This window comes from Exiguobacterium sp. BG5(2022) (assembly GCF_031844365.1).
GTDB classification, from domain to species: Bacteria; Bacillota; Bacilli; order Exiguobacteriales; family Exiguobacteriaceae; genus Exiguobacterium; species Exiguobacterium profundum.
This window is the reverse complement of the sequence record NZ_JAUZVB010000001.1, coordinates 1,121,575-1,138,148: the sequence shown is the minus strand read 5'-3', so window position 1 is coordinate 1,138,148 and position 16,574 is coordinate 1,121,575. Positions and strand designations below refer to the sequence as shown.

21 protein-coding genes are annotated in these 16,574 nt (G+C 47.0%); 19 read left to right on the top strand and 2 right to left on the bottom strand.

Annotated elements, in window-relative coordinates:
* The first annotated feature begins 4 nt into the window (after nt 1-4).
* Both mutM and coaE read left to right on the top strand, forming a co-directional pair.
* On the top strand, nt 5-832 hold the full coding sequence (gene mutM, locus Q9R25_RS05925) for a bifunctional DNA-formamidopyrimidine glycosylase/DNA-(apurinic or apyrimidinic site) lyase (RefSeq protein WP_074036527.1): 828 nt from the start codon (nt 5-7) through the stop codon (nt 830-832).
* 13 nt (nt 833-845) lie between these two features.
* Nucleotides 846-1,451, top strand: coding sequence for a dephospho-CoA kinase (gene coaE, locus Q9R25_RS05920; RefSeq protein ID WP_012726710.1), 606 nt, complete (start codon nt 846-848; stop codon nt 1,449-1,451).
* A gap of 13 nt (nt 1,452-1,464) precedes the next feature.
* On the opposite strand, the gene Q9R25_RS05915 is transcribed toward coaE, so the two are convergent.
* Nucleotides 1,465-1,947: a site-2 protease family protein gene (locus Q9R25_RS05915; protein WP_012726709.1), complete on the bottom strand. Its 483-nt coding sequence runs from the start codon at nt 1,945-1,947 to the stop codon at nt 1,465-1,467.
* Between the two features lie 157 nt (nt 1,948-2,104).
* On the opposite strand from Q9R25_RS05915, the gene Q9R25_RS05910 reads away from it, so the two are divergent.
* The 9 genes from Q9R25_RS05910 (at nt 2,105) to Q9R25_RS05870 (ending at nt 10,763) form a co-directional block, all read left to right on the top strand.
* Entirely contained in the window at nt 2,105-3,136 is a 1,032-nt protein-coding gene (locus Q9R25_RS05910) for a glyceraldehyde-3-phosphate dehydrogenase (RefSeq protein ID WP_074036529.1), read from the top strand.
* Between the two features lie 232 nt (nt 3,137-3,368).
* Nucleotides 3,369-3,755 carry an adenosylmethionine decarboxylase gene (gene speD / locus Q9R25_RS05905; protein ID WP_012726707.1) on the top strand — a complete coding sequence of 129 codons (387 nt, stop codon included), beginning with the start codon at nt 3,369-3,371 and terminating at the stop codon, nt 3,753-3,755.
* Nucleotides 3,756-3,867: 112 nt separating this feature from the next.
* Nucleotides 3,868-4,239 (top strand): hypothetical protein, encoded by a 372-nt coding sequence (locus Q9R25_RS05900; protein WP_031423166.1) that lies wholly within the window; start codon nt 3,868-3,870, stop codon nt 4,237-4,239.
* A gap of 12 nt (nt 4,240-4,251) precedes the next feature.
* The gene (gene nrdR, locus Q9R25_RS05895) at nt 4,252-4,719 is read left to right on the top strand and encodes a transcriptional regulator NrdR (protein WP_012726705.1); all 468 of its coding nucleotides are present in this window, start codon (nt 4,252-4,254) and stop codon (nt 4,717-4,719) included.
* A 40-nt stretch (nt 4,720-4,759) separates the two neighbouring features.
* On the top strand, nt 4,760-6,112 hold the full coding sequence (locus Q9R25_RS05890) for a DnaD domain protein (RefSeq protein ID WP_012726704.1): 1,353 nt from the start codon (nt 4,760-4,762) through the stop codon (nt 6,110-6,112).
* Nucleotides 6,113-6,116: 4 nt separating this feature from the next.
* Complete coding sequence (gene dnaI, locus Q9R25_RS05885; RefSeq protein WP_074036533.1) at nt 6,117-7,031, top strand: primosomal protein DnaI; 915 nt, start codon at nt 6,117-6,119, stop codon at nt 7,029-7,031.
* Nucleotides 7,032-7,330: 299 nt separating this feature from the next.
* Nucleotides 7,331-9,274 carry a threonine--tRNA ligase gene (thrS, locus tag Q9R25_RS05880; protein WP_074036535.1) on the top strand — a complete coding sequence of 648 codons (1,944 nt, stop codon included), beginning with the start codon at nt 7,331-7,333 and terminating at the stop codon, nt 9,272-9,274.
* A gap of 103 nt (nt 9,275-9,377) precedes the next feature.
* The gene (locus tag Q9R25_RS05875; protein ID WP_196430898.1) at nt 9,378-10,250 is read left to right on the top strand and encodes a DUF1002 domain-containing protein; all 873 of its coding nucleotides are present in this window, start codon (nt 9,378-9,380) and stop codon (nt 10,248-10,250) included.
* A 99-nt stretch (nt 10,251-10,349) separates the two neighbouring features.
* Nucleotides 10,350-10,763: a DUF2231 domain-containing protein gene (locus Q9R25_RS05870; RefSeq protein ID WP_074036537.1), complete on the top strand. Its 414-nt coding sequence runs from the start codon at nt 10,350-10,352 to the stop codon at nt 10,761-10,763.
* A 91-nt stretch (nt 10,764-10,854) separates the two neighbouring features.
* Here the strand turns inward: Q9R25_RS05870 and Q9R25_RS05865 are convergent, their stop codons facing one another.
* Entirely contained in the window at nt 10,855-11,064 is a 210-nt protein-coding gene (locus Q9R25_RS05865) for a hypothetical protein (protein ID WP_012726699.1), read from the bottom strand.
* Nucleotides 11,065-11,405: 341 nt separating this feature from the next.
* On the opposite strand from Q9R25_RS05865, the gene infC reads away from it, so the two are divergent.
* The 8 genes from infC to pheS all read left to right on the top strand — a co-directional run bounded on the left by infC (nt 11,406) and on the right by pheS (nt 16,569).
* A complete protein-coding gene (gene infC, locus Q9R25_RS05860) occupies nt 11,406-11,936 on the top strand; it encodes a translation initiation factor IF-3 (protein ID WP_012726698.1) in 531 nt (176 codons plus the stop codon).
* Between the two features lie 30 nt (nt 11,937-11,966).
* The gene (gene rpmI, locus Q9R25_RS05855) at nt 11,967-12,161 is read left to right on the top strand and encodes a 50S ribosomal protein L35 (protein ID WP_012726697.1); all 195 of its coding nucleotides are present in this window, start codon (nt 11,967-11,969) and stop codon (nt 12,159-12,161) included.
* A gap of 28 nt (nt 12,162-12,189) precedes the next feature.
* On the top strand, nt 12,190-12,549 hold the full coding sequence (rplT, locus tag Q9R25_RS05850) for a 50S ribosomal protein L20 (RefSeq protein WP_012726696.1): 360 nt from the start codon (nt 12,190-12,192) through the stop codon (nt 12,547-12,549).
* Nucleotides 12,550-12,635: 86 nt separating this feature from the next.
* Complete coding sequence (locus tag Q9R25_RS05845; protein WP_074036543.1) at nt 12,636-12,890, top strand: hypothetical protein; 255 nt, start codon at nt 12,636-12,638, stop codon at nt 12,888-12,890.
* 24 nt (nt 12,891-12,914) lie between these two features.
* The gene (locus tag Q9R25_RS05840; RefSeq protein WP_012726694.1) at nt 12,915-13,397 is read left to right on the top strand and encodes a dUTP diphosphatase; all 483 of its coding nucleotides are present in this window, start codon (nt 12,915-12,917) and stop codon (nt 13,395-13,397) included.
* 19 nt (nt 13,398-13,416) lie between these two features.
* Nucleotides 13,417-14,496 carry a M42 family metallopeptidase gene (locus Q9R25_RS05835; protein ID WP_311282902.1) on the top strand — a complete coding sequence of 360 codons (1,080 nt, stop codon included), beginning with the start codon at nt 13,417-13,419 and terminating at the stop codon, nt 14,494-14,496.
* A gap of 1 nt (nt 14,497) precedes the next feature.
* Entirely contained in the window at nt 14,498-15,244 is a 747-nt protein-coding gene (locus Q9R25_RS05830) for a TrmH family RNA methyltransferase (protein ID WP_031423182.1), read from the top strand.
* A 302-nt stretch (nt 15,245-15,546) separates the two neighbouring features.
* Nucleotides 15,547-16,569, top strand: coding sequence for a phenylalanine--tRNA ligase subunit alpha (pheS, locus tag Q9R25_RS05825; RefSeq protein WP_159562521.1), 1,023 nt, complete (start codon nt 15,547-15,549; stop codon nt 16,567-16,569).
* The last annotated feature ends 5 nt before the right edge of the window (nt 16,570-16,574 follow it).

Genomic DNA, 16,574 nt, shown 5'->3' with positions numbered 1-16,574 from the left:
CAGTATGCCAGAATTACCAGAAGTCGAAACGGTCTGTCGTAGGTTGCGACCTGCCGTTTCAGGAAAAACGATTCAGTCTGTCGATGTCCTCGACCCTAAAATTATCCGCGGGCTCGACCCCGAAGAATGGGTTCACCATTTGATTGGAGAAACGATTACGGATGTGGAACGTCGGGGGAAATTCATCTTATTCAAATTGACGAACGGGTATCTCGTCTCCCATCTTCGCATGGAAGGGAAGTTTTTCCCTTATGACTCCATTACAGAACCGGTAAAACATACACATATCGTGATTACGTTTACGGACCAATCGACTCTACACTATAATGATGTCCGTAAATTCGGTACGATGGAGTTGCGGACGAATGAAACGATTCATACCACACCACCGCTCTCATTACTTGCGTACGAGCCGTTTGACGAGCGTGTGACAACCGAGATGTTACACCGACGTTTAGAGCGTATGAAGACACGCGCGATTAAGACCGCCCTCCTCGATCAGTCCATCTTTGTTGGATTAGGTAACATCTATGTAGATGAGACGTTGTTTCGTGCGGGTGTCCATCCGACACGACCGGCCGCAAGTTTGTCACATGAAGAAGTCGACCGTGTGCGGACTGAAGCCGTTGCTGTCTTGACTGAGGCTATTGAGCGTGGAGGTAGTACGATTCGCAGTTATGCCAATCCAGATGGCGCCACAGGAACGTTTCAAGAGAGGCTCTACGTATATGGACAGACCGGAGAAGCGTGCCGCCGATGCGGACATGAAATTGAAAAGATGAAATTGGGCGGGCGAGGTACGCATTACTGTCCGCACTGTCAACAACGTTAAGGGGTGGACGTGTATGTTGAAGATTGGATTGACTGGTGGAATTGCAACCGGGAAGTCTACGGTATCGCGACTGTTTCGAGAACGAGGCATTCCGATTATCGATGCCGATTTGATTGCAAGGACGGTCGTTGAACCAGGAGGAAAGGCGATTGAAGGGGTAAGGGCCGCATTTCCAAAATGTTTTGTGGGCGACGTGCTGAACCGTCCTGCGCTCGGTCGGGAAATCTTCCATGATGAAGCAAAACGTCAGCAATTGAATCAATTGATGCATCCAGCGATTCGAGAAGAAATGAATGAGCAAATGCGAACGTATGAGGCATCGGGGGAACCTGTCGTCATTTTTGATATTCCGTTACTTTTTGAAGGAACGATGCTCGATCTGGTCGATTATTCCGTCGTCGTCTATTGCCGTGAAGAGATTCAACTGATGCGTCTCATGGAACGGAATGGATTGACGAAAGAAGAGGCGTTAGCCCGTATTCGTTCACAGATTCCAATTGAAGATAAAAAGCACCAGGCGGATTTCCTCATAAACAATAACGGGGCATTAGGGGACCTCCCTCCACAAATCAATCGTCTGGTCGAACAGTTTCAAACGATACAAAAAGAAGGCGACTGATATCGCCTTCTTTTTAGTTTAATGGATCGGATTCTGGAGACCCTTTTTTCCATGTATCATAAATCGCACGTCCATCGCTCGGATGCCCGTTCGAATAATAGATGGGATAGAGTGAAAAGAAGATATAGTAGAACGAGAAGTAGGCGAACTGATACGTATAGAGTGTCGGTTCAATATCTCGTCGAAGGATGAACGCGTTGACGATCAAGATACTCGCTAAATTGAAAATGGCTCCACCGCCATAGACTAGCGTACGGGTGACCTTGTTGCTCCATCTTAAATCAGTGAACTGGCACCATGCATCGTAAAAATAAACACGATTTACTTGTAAACGACCTACTTTAAATAGTTTCTTCCCGGTACCGATTTGCATATCGAGTGAGCCGCCGAACAACTTTGCGAAGAAGAAGTGTCCAAGCTCATGAATTAACGTCACAATCGGTAAAATGATAAAGAACGAAATAAAGAATTTATCGATATCTCCCCAATCAAACATCATGACGCCTCCTTTCTCTTGTCTGTTACGCCAAGAAATTTCCCTCATTTTCAAAAAATAAACAAAGAAAAACGAATAAAATGTGACGATTCATAGTGAAAACGCTTACAGCTATCCGTTATAATGAAACCGTAATGTAGAAAAAGGGGGATCTATCATGGGGACAAAAGTGGCAATTAACGGATTTGGTCGAATCGGAAGAATGGTATTTCGAAAATTGATGCTCGAAGGACGTCATGAAGTGGTGGCGATTAACGCAAGTTATCCGGCGGAAACACTTGCGCATCTCATTAAACATGACTCGATTCACGGTCCATTCGGATTGACAGTACGTGCGCATGGGGATGCGCTCGAAGTCGATGGGAAACGGATTGAACTCATTTCGGAACGTGATCCATCACGGTTGCCTTGGTCAGACCTTGAAATCGACATCGTCGTCGAAGCGACCGGGAAGTTTAACTCCGATAGCGGGGCAAGACTTCATCTTGAGGCAGGCGCGAAAAAAGTGATTTTGACCGCACCGGGTAAAGGGGACTTACGCACGATCGTGATGGGGGTCAATGATCGTGACTATCGCCCGGAGGAAGACCATATCATTTCAAACGCATCGTGTACGACGAACTGTCTCGGACCTGTCGTGAAGGTTTTGCATTCGACGTTCGGTATTGAGACGGGACTGATTACGACGGTACACGCCTATACGAACGACCAGAACAATATTGACAACCCGCATAAAGATTTGCGGCGCGCGCGTGCGTGTGGCAGTTCCATCATCCCGACATCAACGGGAGCGGCTAAGGCGATTGGTCTGGTGATGCCGGAACTACAAGGGAAGTTAAACGGAATGGCACTCCGTGTACCGACTCCGAACGTATCACTTGTCGACTTGGTCGTCGAACTCCACCGAGATGTTACGGTCGATGAAGTCAATGAAGCGTTTGAACGGGCAGCGTATGGAGAAATGACGGGTATTTTAGGCGTTTCTCACGAACCGCTCGTCTCTATCGATTTTAACGGGGACGATCGCTCGTCGATTATCGACATGGATTCGACGATGGTACTCGGAGGGAATCATGTCAAAGTACTCGCATGGTATGACAATGAATGGGGCTACTCATGCCGTGTCGTGGACTTGTTGGATATGGTGGCCAGCTATCTTCAAATCGGGCAACAAGAAACACACGCCTAAAAAATATTACGTGCGGAGAAATATTTTTTAGATTTTTTTATCAAATGTCTTGTAACGACGTCCCAAACACGTTACACTCAATTTCGTGAACTTCAATTGGTCTGACAAACGCAACTTAAAGGGTTAGGACCTCTTAGGACTAACTTGCCCCCGTGGTTGTGGGCGATTCAGGCACAAAGTGAGTGATCATCAACTACTTTGAGACCATTGATGTAAAGGGGGATCCACTAATATGGATACTATGGGACGTCACATTATTACAGAACTTTGGGAGTGCAATCCCGACAAACTGAATGATATCGACTACATCGAGCGTTTGTTCGTCGATGCTGCTCTTCGTTCGGGCGCTGAAGTCCGCGAAGTTGCATTCCACAAATTTGCGCCACACGGTGTAAGTGGAGTCGTCATCATTTCAGAATCACACTTAACGATTCACAGTTTCCCAGAACATGGCTATGCGTCAGTTGACGTGTTTACATGTGGAGATCGAATCGATCCGGCTACAGCATCGCAGTATATTGCTGAAGGATTGGATGCAAAAGTACGTGAAGATGTGAAACTTGAGCGTGGAATGGGACCGATTCGTGTTCCGGAAGCGCAAGTGGCAATCAGCAAATAAATCAGATTGACCTTTTGAGGCTGACCGTTTAACGGTCAGCCCTTTTAATTGTTTTGTTGTCGCCTTAATTTTGATATGCTTAACGTATATAACTCAGGCGTTGAGGTGGATTATGGGACTGTTAGATAAGTTACAAACACATATTGAAACGAAAGATACACATAAAAATGAAATGCTCCAAACACGTTACTATGCGGCATCGTCACATGCGATGTTGCAATGGTTAGAAGGAAAGATTCAAGAGAACGGTCAGACGGTTCGACGAATCGATGCGAATCGAGGAGAACTTTCGTTTCTCGGAGAAGGCTGGGACGGGCTCATCACGATTGTACAAGTGGATGGCGGCCGGACGGCTGTCGATTTTACATTAAACCGTGAACAGCGACTCGGTGCAGACCTTTCGCAAATTGTATCGCACTACTACGAGGCGCTCACGCAACAATTCCCGTTACGTGCCATTGGTAATAAAACAGTCGAACGATAAGGAGGTTTGAGCATGCGTTGTCCGAAATGTGATCATAATGGAACGAGAGTGCTCGATTCCCGTCCGGTGCAAGACCATTATTCGATTCGACGTCGTCGTGAATGTGAAAAATGTGGGTATCGGTTTACAACGTTTGAGACGGTTGAACAGACACCGCTCATCATTGTTAAAAAAGATGGAAATCGTGAAGAGTTCAGTCGTGAAAAAGTGCTTCGCGGCATTATTCGGGCGTGCGAGAAACGACCTGTCACACTTGAACAGCTCGAAGGGGTTGTGACGAAAGTCGAACAGCAACTCCGTGCCCTCGCCCAGTCAGAAATTCCAAGTGAACAAGTAGGCGAGCTTGTGATGAATGAACTTGCACGAGTCGATGAAGTCGCATATGTTCGGTTTGCATCGGTTTATCGTCAATTCAAAGACATCACGGTGTTCTTTAAAGAACTTGAAGATTTAATGAAGCAAGAAAATTCGACCAACTAAAGGGCGGCCTGCTGGTCGCCCTTTTTCAAGGGAGAGAGCCATGGAGAAAGAACGTACAATCTTTGGGACGGACGAATTGTTAATCATGAGTACCGGTCTAGTCGACCGTGAATCGTACCAGTCCCTTTACCACTTATATCAACCTGTCATCGGGGTGAAGGCGCTCGCACTCTATCAAACGTTATGGAGCGAACTAAAACCGGGCAAAATGAAATCCAACTATATGTCCCATAGTGCATTGTGTGAGATGTTGGAGTTCTCTATCAATGAGTTAATGGACAGTTTGTTCCGCTTAGAAGCGATCGGATTAGTGCGCACCTATAAAACAAAAGACGCTCGATTGACACAATACGTTTATCAGTTACGTGTTCCCCTTGCACCGCACACGTTTTTGAATGATGGGTTACTGTCGAGTTTCCTCTTCTATAAAGTCGGGGAAGTACGATTCAAACAACTGCAAGGGCGTTTTACGATTGATCCGTTGCCCGCAGGCATCGTCGAAGTGACAAAGGATTTCAATGAAGTATTTGATGTCAAAGGAGTGAACCATCGTGCGTTCACACAAAAAAATTATGAAAAGCCGGACCGGGCTAAGATTGAGATCAACTATTCGTTCGATATGGAAATTGTGAAAAAACTGACGAATTTTCCAGTTGGATTTTTCACGAAAAAATTAGACGAAACGATCACAAAATTGGCCTACGTGTCACAACTCGATGAAGAGACGATGGCGGAAATGTTGAAAGAATATTTCGTACATGAGGCGTACCTGCCACTCAGCGAACAAGAGAAGCGGGACGGTTGTCGTCAAATGGTTCTGCAGTTGAAGAAGAAACAGACGCGCCACCGGAAAGAGAAGACCGTCGAACTTGAACAGACGAAACTAGGAGATTTGCATGATCCCGAAGTGATGGAGTCCGCACACCCACATCAATATGTCTCGACGCTTCGGAAGACCCCGCAACTTTCAAAAAGTGATGAACAGTTAGTCATTGAACTCGTCGACACACTCGGTCTCGCGCCAGGGGTCATCAATGCGCTCTTCTATTACTGTATCGAAGTGAAGAAGCAGACGAGGCTGAGCGAGAACTATGTCTTGCGCATTGCGACGAGTTGGAAAACAGCGGGCTATACGAATGCAAAAGAAGCGCTAGAGCGTGAAGAATCTCAAGATGCGCTCATCGAGAAGAAACAGCAAAAACGTGAGAGTGTGCAACGCACCACAGTCGGGTCACGACGGAAACCCCAACAAGGGGATATGCCGAAATGGCTCGAGGACGAGGCGAAACAACAGCGCTCATACGACCAAGCGAGGAAAAAAGAACTCGAGTCGTCCGTACCGGATGACGCGGAACTTGTGAAACTATTAAATGAATTGAAAGAGAAGGGGTGAGGGGATGGAACGAATCAATCAGTCGCTGTCTCAGTTGATGAACCGAAAAGAAGTTCGGGAGGCGTACGAGTCGATTCGCAGACGTACACTGAACCACCCGGGTGTCATCGCATTTTTGAACGCTCATCCAGAGTTAGAGGAGAAGGCGATTGAAATCGGGTTTACCAAACTGAGTGAGTACGCGGAACAGATGGATGGAAAAACGTTCAGAGAAGATCAGGCCGTCATCCCAGGCCATCAACCGGTACTTTATGTCGATTTAGGACAGATTGCAATTCGATATGAAGAAACGGTCGCACATCGCCAGGCGAGACGACAAAAAGAAATGGACCGTAAATTCAAAAGTTTGTTTTTACCGGAAGAAGTTCGCGAGGCGAGTTTCGAATCTTTCGATTGGGGCGACGACGCGCGTAAAATCGCATTGCGTGAAGCGATGCGATTTGTAACAGGGATGAAGTCTCGTCAAAAAGTGAACGGCCTCTATCTCCATGGTAGTTTTGGCGTCGGGAAGACATATTTACTCGCCGCAATCGCCAATGAGTTGAAGGTGGCGGACATCGAGACGATTCTAGTCCATGCTCCGGGCTTTGTGTCGGAGGCGAAACGCAAAATTCGTACCGAGTCGTTCGACTCTTTCTTGACGTCGTTTCAACATGTGCCAGTCTTACTGATTGATGACATCGGAGCTGAAGCCATCAGTCCGTGGGTACGAGATGAATTGTTCGGGATCATTCTTCAGTATCGGATGATGCATCGCTTGCCGACGCTCTACAGTTCAAACTTTAGCGGAGAAGAACTCGAGACGCACTTTTCAATCGATGGTTCGCCGCAAAATAAAATGAAGGCACAGCGACTCATGCAACGTATTTCCACGACGACGACCCAAATTGAGTTAAAGGGTGAAAATCGCCGTCGGTAAAGGATTGTTTTTCTTTGGTGAGTTGACTATACTAAGAAACATATAAAGGATGCATAGAAGAGGATATGGATCATCGAGACGAGTTTTAGCGAGGGAAGGGCGGTGGAAGCTTCCTAACGACGACGATGGATTTACTCCCTCAGAGCACCGTACGGGTCAATCGTGCGGCGATTCACACTCGTTATCGTGTGTTCGAGCCAAGCAGATTGCTTGGGAACGAGGGTGGTACCACGAGAATCAAAGCTCGTCCCTTTTTGAGGGACGGGCTTTTTTTATATTCATTTTTTGAGAGGGGACAGATGTACATGATTCAATTAACATTTCCAGATGGCGCGGTAAAAGAATTTGATGCAGGCGTCACAGCAGAAGACGTCGCGGGCTCGATCAGTCCGGGACTTCGTAAAAAGGCAATCGCAGCAAAACTAGACGGAGAACTCATCGACTATCGTCGTCCAATCGAACATGACGGCAAAATCGAACTCGTGATGCCGGACTCGGAAGATGGTCTTGATTTGATGCGTCACTCGTCAGCGCACTTGATGGCTCAAGCGATCAAACGGTTATACGGAGAAGACAACAACATCTATCTCGGAATTGGACCGACGATTGAGAACGGGTTCTATTACGATATCGAGATGGATCGTCGCATCAATGAGGAAGACCTTCCTGAAATCGAAAAGATGATGAAACGCATCGTCGACGAAAACTTAGAAATCACACGTGAAGTCGTTTCCCGTGACGAGGCGCTCGCTCGTTATAAAGAATTGGGAGATCCGCTCAAGATTGAGTTGATTGAGGACATTCCTGCTGATCAAACCCTTACAATCTATCATCAAGGTGAGTTCTTTGACCTTTGCCGTGGACCTCACGTCCCGTCAACATCGAAGTTGAAAATCTTCAAATTGATGAGCGTGGCTGGTGCCTACTGGCGCGGGGACTCAGACAATAAGATGCTACAGCGTATTTACGGGACAGCGTGGGCGACGAAAGAACAACTCGCTGAACACTTGCGTCTTCTTGAAGAGGCGAAAGAACGCGACCATCGTAAACTCGGGAAAGAACTCGACCTCTTCTTCGTTTCACAAGAAGTCGGTCAAGGGCTTCCGATGTGGCTTCCGAAAGGGGCTGCGATTCGTCGTACGGTCGAGCGCTACATCGTTGATAAAGAACTCGAACTCGGATATCAACATGTCTACACACCGGTTCTCGGTTCGGTCGACTTGTATAAGACATCTGGTCATTGGGATCACTATCAAGACGACATGTTCCCGAAAATGGAGATGGACAACGAAGAACTCGTCCTTCGTCCGATGAACTGCCCGCACCACATGACAATCTACAAACATGAGCCACGTTCGTACCGCGAACTTCCACTTCGAATCGCTGAGCTTGGCGGGATGCACCGTTACGAGATGTCAGGGGCGCTCACAGGTCTACAACGTGTTCGTTATATGGTATTGAATGATGGACATACGTTCGTTACACCTGAACAGATGAAGCAAGAATTCAAAGACATCGTTCATTTGATTCAAGAAGTATACGCTGACTTTGGCATAAAAGATTATCGTTTCCGTCTCTCGTATCGCGATCCTGCTGATAAAGAGAAGTATTTCGATAACGATGCCATTTGGGAAATGGCACAAAGTCAGTTGAAGGAAACGATGGACGAGCTCGAACTTCCGTACTTCGAAGCAGAAGGCGAAGCGGCATTTTACGGACCGAAACTTGACGTACAAGTACGGACGGCACTTGGGAAAGAGGAGACGCTCTCGACTGTCCAACTCGACTTCTTGCTTCCGGAACGTTTCGATTTGACATACACTGGGCCAGACGGTAAGGACCATCGTCCAATCGTCTTGCACCGTGGTGTCGTCTCGACGATGGAACGGTTTGTCGCTTACTTGATTGAAGAGTATAAAGGCGCGTTCCCGACATGGCTCGCACCGGTCCAAGTCAAGTTGATCCCGGTTTCACACGTCCACGACGAATACGTCGCAGAAGTGAAAGCAGAACTTGTCAAACGTGGTGTTCGTGTCGAAACGGATCTCCGTGACGAGAAACTAGGCTATAAGATTCGTGAAGCACAAATGAAGAAGATTCCGATGACGCTCGTTCTTGGCGATAAAGAGCGAGATGAGCGTGCGGTCAATATTCGCCGCTACGGTCAGCAGGAACAAGTTTCTGCTTCACTTGATGAATTCATCGCATCGCTCACAGATGAGATTGCGAACCGTTCACGTTAAGTGAGGGACCACCTTTCCAACCAGAAAGGTGGTTTTTTTCGGTCTATAGACGGATGTGTATTTGGTCATCTACACGTATCGTAAACGTAAGGAGTGATACTTAATGAATTATATGAAGCCAGTATTGGCACTTACTATTGGAGCGGTTGCGTTCACAGGAGCGCTTCCGAAAGTCGGAGCGGAGGCAATCGTCAATGATACGATTGTAACCCTTGGTGAATCATTATCTTCAGAGCAACAAAAATGGGTACTTGAGCGTATGGATGCCCCAGAAGGAATCGAACCCATTATCGCGACTGCCGCAGATGAAGAAAAGTATTTAGGTGATTCGGTCCCGCAAGCACAGCGTGGAGGCGGCATGTACTCGTCTGCCCGAATCAAGTTGACGAACGGGACTGGTCTTGATATTCAGACGGAAAACGTGACGTGGGTCACGAAAGATATGTATGCGAACGCCCTCGTCACGGCGGGTGTGACGGATGCCGATATTTATATCACGTCACCGATTAACGTGACGGGTACCTCGGCCTTGACGGGAATTATGAAGGCATATGATCAGACCGCGGCCGAGACCGGGATTGAACTGTCGGATGAACGAAAAGAATTGGCGCAAGAAGAGCTGGCGGTCACGTCTGAAATCGGTAAGACAGTCGGACAAGAGGACGTAGCAGGTCTCATGAACGAGATTAAAGCGGAAATCGCAAATCAGATGCCAGAGACAAATATTGAGATTCGTGACATCGTCATTCAAGTATTGAATCAAAATAACGTTCAGTTGTCTGAGGGTCAACTCGCTCAACTGACGACGCTATTCGAAAACATGCAGCAAGCAAATCTTGATTGGTCAGCGATCAGTAGTGGATTGAAAGATGCGGGTCAAGATGTGCAGGCATTCCTCGAACAAGAAGAAGTAAAGGGATTCTTTGCCCGATTGTTTGAGGCCATTGGTAACTTCTTCAAATCGCTTACAAATTGATGATGTGACATGATGAAATAGTGGAGTAGTGGATAAACGTATGATGGAATCGGGTATACAACTTTCATAATAGTTGATCACATCTTAGGAGGAATTGTTATGCTCGGTGGAGTCCCATTACATCCATTGCTCGTGCACGCACCAATCGGTCTACTGTTGTTTGGTACACTATTGATTTTGATCAGTTTCAAATGGACAAGTTTTCGATTGTTTGCGCTCATCACATTGGTTGCAGGATTATTGTCCGGTGCAGTAGCTTTCTTGTCAGGGGATAGTGCGGAAGAGTATGCGGAAGCGAATCTGCCATCGGTGACAGAAGCGATGATTGAAAACCATGAACATTTTGCCCTGTACAGCTTGATTGCATTTGGCATCACAGTGGTCTTGCTCGCAATCGGATATCGTGCAAAAGGGAAGCTGTGGATTACACTGAGTTTTGTCGTTGCCCTCGTCGGAGCCGGACTACTTGCTTATGCAGGTCACCTAGGTGGTCAAATGGTATATGCGAAGTAATTAAAAAAGACGTCTGTTTCAATCAAGTTGAGACAGGCGTCTTCTATCGTTTTTGTCTTAATCATCGCAAAGATCATGGTGTGGGGTTGTTTCAGTACCACCGTTTATGGATATAATTTTGAGCCGACTCATGGTCATCGACGATTTTTAAAGTAATGCGATTCATTTCTTCTAATAGGTCTGTTAATACCGCCTGTAATTTTTCGTCTTCTAGCCCATGTGCTTGCATCGTCTTACTGACAATCTGCTGGACTTGATCATGGTAGTCATGCTCTCGCGATACATCTTTTCGCCAGTTCATGTCGATCCCTCCTTTGATATTTCATTATTCCCTTTGAAAAGGTATTGCGAAACGAGAGAATGACTGGTATCATCATAAAAGTGTGAGCTACCAATTATTCATGCGCGATATCTTGACATCTTTTCCTGCTAGTGCTAAGATGACATAGTGATTAAAAACAACAAAGCAGAAGCACCCGCTTTTCACCTCGTCTGAGAGTCATCAGGCAGGTCCATCAAGTTCTTGGTTCATTCGGCATCGTCTGCCGTTTTATGACCTCAACTGATGTGTGGGTGGGAAACTGCCGACGCTTTTTTTATTGCCATGTTGTCTTGTCAATCTAAATCTCGTGCAATCGCACGATGGAGGTGCTAACCATTAGCAAAGAGCTCTTTATCAACGAAAACATTCGTGCCCGTGAAGTACGTCTCATTGGCGCAGACGGTGCACAACTCGGTGTGACATCACGTAACGATGCGTTACGTTTAGCTGAAGAAGCGGAACTAGACCTCGTCTTAGTCGCGGATAAAGCAAATCCACCGGTCGCTAAAATTATGGATTATGGGAAGTACCGTTTCGAACTCCAGAAAAAGGAGAAAGAAGCGCGTAAAAACCAAAAAGTCATCCAAATGAAAGAAGTACGTCTCAGTCCAACAATCGAGGACAACGATTTCCAAACAAAATTGCGTAATGCACGCAAGTTCCTTGAAAAAGGAAACAAAGTGAAGGCTTCGATTCGTTTCCGCGGACGTGCCATCACACACTCGGAAATCGGGAAACGTGTTTTGGACAAAATGGCAGCGGAATGTGCCGATTTGGCAACAGTTGAACAAAAGCCGAAGATGGAAGGACGCAGCATGTTCTTAGTGCTGGCTCCGAACAAAGAAGATTAATTATCGATTCTCAGTGGGGAGGAAATACTCATGCCGAAAATGAAATCGCACCGCGGTGCTTCAAAACGTTTCAAACGTACAGCATCAGGTAAACTCAAGCGTTCACACGCTTACACAAGTCACTTGTTCGCAAACAAATCGACTAAAGCGAAACGTAAGCTCCGTAAAGGCGCTATCGTATCAGCTGGAGACTTCAAACGCATTCGCAACATGATCGCGAAGTAATACAGAAACAATTTAGGAGGGAATCCATATGCCACGCGTAAAAGGCGGTTATACGACTCGTCAACGTCGTAAAAAGCAAATTAAACTTGCCAAAGGATACTTTGGTTCGAAACACATTCTATTTAAAGTAGCAAAACAACAGGTCATGAAGTCACTCATGTACGCTTACCGTGACCGTCGTCAGAAGAAACGTGATTTCCGTCGTCTTTGGATCACACGTATCAATGCGGCAGCACGTACAAACGGTCTCTCATACAGCCGTATGATGCACGGCCTCAAGCTTGCAGGAATCGACATCAACCGTAAGATGCTTGCTGAGCTTGCTGTGACAGATGCACAGGCATTCGCGTCACTCGCTGAAACAGCTAAATCAAAATTGAACGCGTAATCGTTCAATCGACAGCGCCGAGACACTCTCTCGGCGCTTTCTTTTTTCTTTAGAATTTCTTAGAATTAAGAGAAGGAGGAAAGCGTATGAATCAATCGGTTGTTGCGATCGTCGCCTTAGCGCTCATTATCTTGAACGTTTACACCTATATCCAAGCGAAACAGTATGCGCAAGGAAAAGGTGACTTTAATGTCCTATACGCCTATGCAGGAGGAGCCATCGGTGCCTTGTTCGGTCTTCATTTGACTCGGAAGAAGGCTGTTCATGCCCCAAAACTGCTTCAATTACAAGTATTGATTTTAGCAGTGGGCTGGTCTTTAATGATTTTAGTACTGCTATAAGTGGAGATAGAGGAGGAACATCCGGTGAACTGGACAACATTGTTTGATCGGCAGCGCGAATTAGACGAGCGGATCAAAGCACAACATGGATTATCCGGCAATCAATTCGATGAACGGTTACTGGCGCTGCTTGTCGAGCTCGGTGAACTGGCTAACGAAACACGTAGCTTTAAGTTTTGGTCGAAGAAAGGACCGTCGCCTCAAGATGTGATCTTAGAAGAATATGTAGACGGCATTCATTTCTTACTGTCACTTGGTCTTGCGCTTGGGTATGAACGAGATGCGTTTCCTGCGGGAAGTTCATATCTTGATGCGACTGATGCTTTTTTAGATATTTATCGAAAAGTGACGAATTTTGGTCTTTCAAAAACGGAAGCCATGTACGAGACGCTGATGGCAGCTTATCTCGAACTTGGTTATACGCTCGGTTTTAATGAGCAACTCATTTTGCTGGCATACATGAATAAAAATGAAGTAAACCATGAGCGACAAAATCAAGGATATTAATGAAAAGGAGCGGATTGGTATGAATGAATCGTTACATATGTTAAAACGTTTGACGGATGCAACAGGCGTCCCGGGCAATGAGGGAGAAGTCCGTCAATTGATGCGTGAATACCTCGAGCCGCATGTCGAGTCGTTTGAACAGGATGGACTCGGAAGTTTATTTGGTCAAATGACTGGAGATGCTGAAGGTCCGCGTGTCATGATTGCGGGTCACATGGATGAAGTCGGCTTCATGGTGACACGTGTGGAAGAAGGCGGTTTCCTTCGTTTCCAAGCGCTCGGTGGCTGGTGGAACCAAGTGCTGTTGGCACAGCGAATGGATGTTGTCACACGGTCTGGTGAAAAGATTCCCGGTGTCATTGGTGCGAAACCACCTCACGTCCTACCGCTCGAGGCACGAAAAAAACCCGTTGAAATCAAAGATATGTTCTTAGATATCGGTGCCACGTCGAAAGACGAAGTGGCTGATTGGGGAATTCGTCCAGGCGTTACGGTCGTGCCCCATTGTGAATTCACTGTCATGAAAAATGAGAACTTCTTGATGGCGAAGGCATGGGACAACCGAATCGGATGTGCGATTGCCATCGAAGCAGCAAAACGTCTGAAGGAAGAATCGTTCCCAGGCGTCGTGTATACAGGAGCGACAGTACAGGAAGAGGTCGGGTTACGTGGAGCGGTGACCGCTGCCAACTTGATTCGCCCGGATGTCGCGATTGCTGTTGATACAGGCATTCCAAGTGATACGCCGGGGATGACCCAGGCAGAAGGGTTGTCAAAACTCGGGGACGGGGTTCAAGTCATCTTCTTTGATGCGACTACCGTCACGAACCCACGCCTTGTCGACCTCATCGTTGACGTGGCCAAAGAGCAAGACATCAAATATCAATTGGACTTAACGCCAGGCGGTGGCACAGATGCTGGGCGATTCCATCTTTCTGGGATTGGGATGCCGGCCATCGCATTGACAGTACCGGTCCGCTATTTACACACGAACGTGTCCATCATCCATAAGGATGATTACGAGGCAGCGGTACAACTCGTTGTCGCATTGACGAAACGTTTAGACCACGAAACGGTCCAATGGTTGAAAGAGGGATAATATGACGAAGATTACGTCTACGAAGAGCGAGACGATTAAACGATTAAAACGATTGATGACGAAAAAAGGTCGTCAAGAAACGGGTCAATTCCTAGTAGAAGGAGAGCATTTGGTGGACGAGGCCATTCGTGCCGGTCGACTCGTCCAACTCATCATGGCTGAGTCGTATTCACCAAAAGGAACGTGGCGACTTGAAGATATGCCAGTCCTCGAGTTATCCGACCACGTTGCGGACCTTCTTTCCGAAACGGAAAAGACCCAAGGCGTGTTTGCCGTTGTCAAGATGACACCGGTGGAACGAAAAATGAAGAAAGTACTCGTACTAGACCGAGTACAGGACCCGGGTAATCTCGGTACGATGATTCGGACAGCAGATGCTGCCGGATTCGATACGGTGTTACTCGGGAAAGGTACGGTCGATCCGTTCAACGCCAAAGTCGTACGTGCCACACAAGGTTCACTGTTTCACGTGAACGTGACCTCGGTCGACTTGCTTGAAAAGTTACCTGAGCTGAAAGAGGATGGATTCCACGTCTACGGCACAGCTCTCTCAAAGGCAACATCGTATGAGCAAGTTGCATTCGAAGACAAAGTGGCCCTCGTCATCGGGAATGAGGCACAAGGGGTTCATGCTGATGTATTGGCACTCTGTGACACACGTGTGCATATTCCGGTGCTCGGCGACGCGGAATCGCTCAACGCGGCGGTCGCTGCGGGTATTTTAATGTATCGCATCGCTTTACAATAATCTTGTCAGCACGTGAAAAACGTGATAGGTTAAACACATCGATGAATAAGATATGACGTTGAAAGAACATAGTAAGCGAATGACCGATTCCGTTCAGGGAGCAAGGGCCGTGACTGAGAGCCTTTGCCGGATTCGTCGCTGAATTCACTCTGGAGTCGTGTTGGAGACAACACCGGTTTGGCATCACGATAACGATGCTCTCAAGTGGGCCATGAATTGGCCAAGTAGGGTGGTACCGCGATGATTCGTCCCTTCAGTCAACGACTGAAGGGACTTTTTTATGTTGAGGAGGAAGCGAACACATGAAAGAACAATTAGAACAGTTACAAGTGGAAGCGTTAGAAGAAATCAAACAGGCATCCACACAAAAATCATTGAATGACGTCCGCATCAAATATTTAGGGAAAAAAGGACCGATGACTGAAGTGCTCCGTGGCATGGGTAAATTATCTGCCGAGGAACGTCCGGTCATCGGTGAGTTGGCCAATACCGTTCGTACCGCGATTCAAAGCACACTCGATGCTCGAATCGAAGAAGTGAAGGCGATTGAATTAGAGGAAAAGTTAAAAGCGGAAACGCTTGATGTGACACTCCCGGGACGGACATCGACTCCTGGCCATAGCCATCTCTTGCAACAAATCATCGACGAGATGGAAGATTTGTTCGTTGGACTCGGATATACGATTGCTGAAGGTCCTGAAGTCGAGACCGATCTCTATAACTTCGAAATGCTGAACTTGCCGAAAGATCATCCGGCACGAGACATGCAAGACTCGTTCTATATCACGGAAGAGACGTTGCTTCGTACTCATACATCTCCTGTACAGGCTCGCACGATGTTGGAGGCGAATGGGAAGCCGATTCGCATCATCTGTCCAGGTAAAGTGTATCGTCGTGATGAAGACGATGCGACGCATTCGCATCAATTCATGCAAATCGAAGGATTGGTTGTCGATGAATCCATCTCGATGGCTGACTTAAAAGGGACACTCGAAGTGTTCGTGAAGCAGTTATTCGGTGAAACGCGCGAAATTCGTCTTCGTCCAAGCTTCTTCCCGTTCACGGAACCATCGGTCGAAGTCGACATCTCTTGCTTCAAGTGTGGCGGGAAAGGGTGTAACGTCTGTAAAGGAACCGGTTGGATCGAGATTCTCGGAGGCGGAATGGTCCATCCTCATGTATTGGAGATGGCTGGCTATGACTCATCAAAAGTGTCAGGATTCGCATTCGGAATCGGAGTGGAGCGTATGGCGATGCTCAAACACGGCGTCGATGACATCCGTCATTTCTACACAAATGACTTACGTTTCATCGAGCAATTCTAAGGAGG

What these genes read in the sequence shown, in the direction of transcription:
- nrdR (WP_012726705.1), top strand. Translation starts at nt 4,252, where the DNA reads ATGCGTTGTCCGAAATGTGATCATAATGGAACGAGAGTGCTCGATTCC.
- Q9R25_RS05865 (WP_012726699.1), bottom strand. Translation starts at nt 11,064, where the DNA reads ATGAACTGGCGAAAAGATGTATCGCGAGAGCATGACTACCATGATCAA.
- thrS (WP_074036535.1), top strand. Translation starts at nt 7,331, where the DNA reads ATGTACATGATTCAATTAACATTTCCAGATGGCGCGGTAAAAGAATTT.
- rpmI (WP_012726697.1), top strand. Translation starts at nt 11,967, where the DNA reads ATGCCGAAAATGAAATCGCACCGCGGTGCTTCAAAACGTTTCAAACGT.
- Q9R25_RS05875 (WP_196430898.1), top strand. Translation starts at nt 9,378, where the DNA reads ATGAATTATATGAAGCCAGTATTGGCACTTACTATTGGAGCGGTTGCG.
- Q9R25_RS05830 (WP_031423182.1), top strand. Translation starts at nt 14,498, where the DNA reads ATGACGAAGATTACGTCTACGAAGAGCGAGACGATTAAACGATTAAAA.
- Q9R25_RS05900 (WP_031423166.1), top strand. Translation starts at nt 3,868, where the DNA reads ATGGGACTGTTAGATAAGTTACAAACACATATTGAAACGAAAGATACA.
- infC (WP_012726698.1), top strand. Translation starts at nt 11,406, where the DNA reads ATGGAGGTGCTAACCATTAGCAAAGAGCTCTTTATCAACGAAAACATT.
- speD (WP_012726707.1), top strand. Translation starts at nt 3,369, where the DNA reads ATGGATACTATGGGACGTCACATTATTACAGAACTTTGGGAGTGCAAT.
- mutM (WP_074036527.1), top strand. Translation starts at nt 5, where the DNA reads ATGCCAGAATTACCAGAAGTCGAAACGGTCTGTCGTAGGTTGCGACCT.
- Q9R25_RS05845 (WP_074036543.1), top strand. Translation starts at nt 12,636, where the DNA reads ATGAATCAATCGGTTGTTGCGATCGTCGCCTTAGCGCTCATTATCTTG.
- rplT (WP_012726696.1), top strand. Translation starts at nt 12,190, where the DNA reads ATGCCACGCGTAAAAGGCGGTTATACGACTCGTCAACGTCGTAAAAAG.
- Q9R25_RS05870 (WP_074036537.1), top strand. Translation starts at nt 10,350, where the DNA reads ATGCTCGGTGGAGTCCCATTACATCCATTGCTCGTGCACGCACCAATC.
- coaE (WP_012726710.1), top strand. Translation starts at nt 846, where the DNA reads ATGTTGAAGATTGGATTGACTGGTGGAATTGCAACCGGGAAGTCTACG.
- dnaI (WP_074036533.1), top strand. Translation starts at nt 6,117, where the DNA reads ATGGAACGAATCAATCAGTCGCTGTCTCAGTTGATGAACCGAAAAGAA.
- Q9R25_RS05910 (WP_074036529.1), top strand. Translation starts at nt 2,105, where the DNA reads ATGGGGACAAAAGTGGCAATTAACGGATTTGGTCGAATCGGAAGAATG.
- pheS (WP_159562521.1), top strand. Translation starts at nt 15,547, where the DNA reads ATGAAAGAACAATTAGAACAGTTACAAGTGGAAGCGTTAGAAGAAATC.
- Q9R25_RS05835 (WP_311282902.1), top strand. Translation starts at nt 13,417, where the DNA reads ATGAATGAATCGTTACATATGTTAAAACGTTTGACGGATGCAACAGGC.
- Q9R25_RS05915 (WP_012726709.1), bottom strand. Translation starts at nt 1,947, where the DNA reads ATGTTTGATTGGGGAGATATCGATAAATTCTTTATTTCGTTCTTTATC.
- Q9R25_RS05890 (WP_012726704.1), top strand. Translation starts at nt 4,760, where the DNA reads ATGGAGAAAGAACGTACAATCTTTGGGACGGACGAATTGTTAATCATG.